At 47.2% G+C, this 1,531-nt stretch carries 2 protein-coding genes; both read left to right on the forward strand.

Annotated features, from left to right (window positions below):
- The coding region (locus C7R94_RS27975; RefSeq protein ID WP_146142830.1) for an oligopeptide/dipeptide ABC transporter ATP-binding protein at window positions 1-423 on the forward strand (423 nt) is incomplete at its 5' end.
- Between the two features lie 14 nt (window positions 424-437).
- Window positions 438-1,196 carry an ABC transporter ATP-binding protein gene (locus tag C7R94_RS27980; protein WP_106785837.1) on the forward strand — a complete coding sequence of 253 codons (759 nt, stop codon included), beginning with the start codon at window positions 438-440 and terminating at the stop codon, window positions 1,194-1,196.
- Window positions 1,197-1,531: the final 335 nt, after the last annotated feature.

The following is a 1,531-nucleotide window of genomic DNA, read 5'->3' on the forward strand; positions in this document are numbered from 1 at the left end:
ATTCAGGCGCAAATTTTGGACCTGATGAAAGAATTGCAAAAGAAAACCGGTACTTCCATTATCTTGATCACGCATGACCTTGGTGTTGTTGCTGAGATGTGTGACCGCGTAATCGTTATGTACGCAGGAAAAGTGATTGAGACAGGAACAGTTGACGATATTTTCTACAATCCGCAACACCCTTACACCAAAGGCTTGCTTCGCTCGGTACCACGTCTTGACTTGAACCGTGACGAGCCACTGACACCGATTTTTGGTACGCCGCCAGACCTTCTGCGTCCGCCAGTTGGCTGTGGATTCACTGCGCGTTGCGAATCAGCGATGCGTGTGTGCCAAGAGATCGATCCTGAGCTGAACGACATCAGCACGACTCAGCGAGCAGCTTGTTGGCTTCAGCATCCGCTTGCTCAGAACCGCGCGTAGAAGGAGGGATATCAGTGGATAAACGTGATAATTTGATTGAAGTACGCAATCTAAAAAAGTTCTTTTCAATTGGAGATAACACTCTGAAAGCTGTAAATGATATCTCGTTTGAGATCAAACGTGGAGAAACATTGGGCGTAGTAGGAGAGTCAGGCTGTGGAAAGTCCACTGCCGGTCGTACCATCTTGAGACTGTATGATGCGACTGAAGGGGACGTCCTATTTGAAGGCAAGAGCATCATGAATTTGAACCAGCAGGAAATGAAGGCAATGCGCCGCAACATGCAAATGATTTTCCAAGACCCTTACGCATCCTTGAATCCGCGTATGACAGTCGGGGATATCATTGGCGAGGCGCTGGATATTCATGGTCTGGCGACTGGTCAGAAGCGCAAAGAGCGCATCCAGGAGCTCCTTTCCTTGGTGAGCTTGAATCCTGAGCATATGAACCGTTTCCCACACGAGTTNNACCGTGTAGCGGTTATGTATCTGGGGAAAATGGTTGAGCTGGCAGAGAGTGATGCTTTGTATGAAAAGCCGCTCCATCCGTATACGCAAGCGCTGTTGTCTGCGATTCCGATTCCAGACCCAGAAGTTGAGCGTAGCCGCGAGCGTATTGTATTGCAAGGCGATGTACCTAGCCCAATGAACCCACCAAGCGGTTGCCATTTCCGTACTCGTTGCCCGAAAGCAATGCCGGAATGTGCTGCATCCGTACCTGTATGGAAAGAAGTAGAGCCAGGACATTTCGCAGCTTGTCATTTGTATAACTAAATCAATTACAAATAGCGAGTTCCGAGGCTACTCGTGCAGCCCGGAACTCGTTTCCCTTCATAAGGGAGGTTTTACCTCTGAAAAAAATGGGTATTGTACCCAGAGGCGGTTTTTTCAGGGGTATTTTTTCGGAGTTCTTGCACTGGAAAATTGTAGCAGTGATAAAGGGGGCAAGCAGCATGAGTAAATTTTTGTCGCCACGGTGGAAAAAGAAGGAGGGAATTTCGAATCTCTTAAAAAAAGTAAACCTGACTAGCCAAGTAGCAACGGAAAAGCTAAAAGGCTCTCTTGCTACAAAGATGATTGTGTTTGGTCTAATTCTTGTACTTATTATT

It is taken from the genome of Brevibacillus sp. NRRL NRS-603 (assembly GCF_003013445.1).
Classification (GTDB): domain Bacteria; phylum Bacillota; class Bacilli; order Brevibacillales; family Brevibacillaceae; genus Brevibacillus; species Brevibacillus formosus.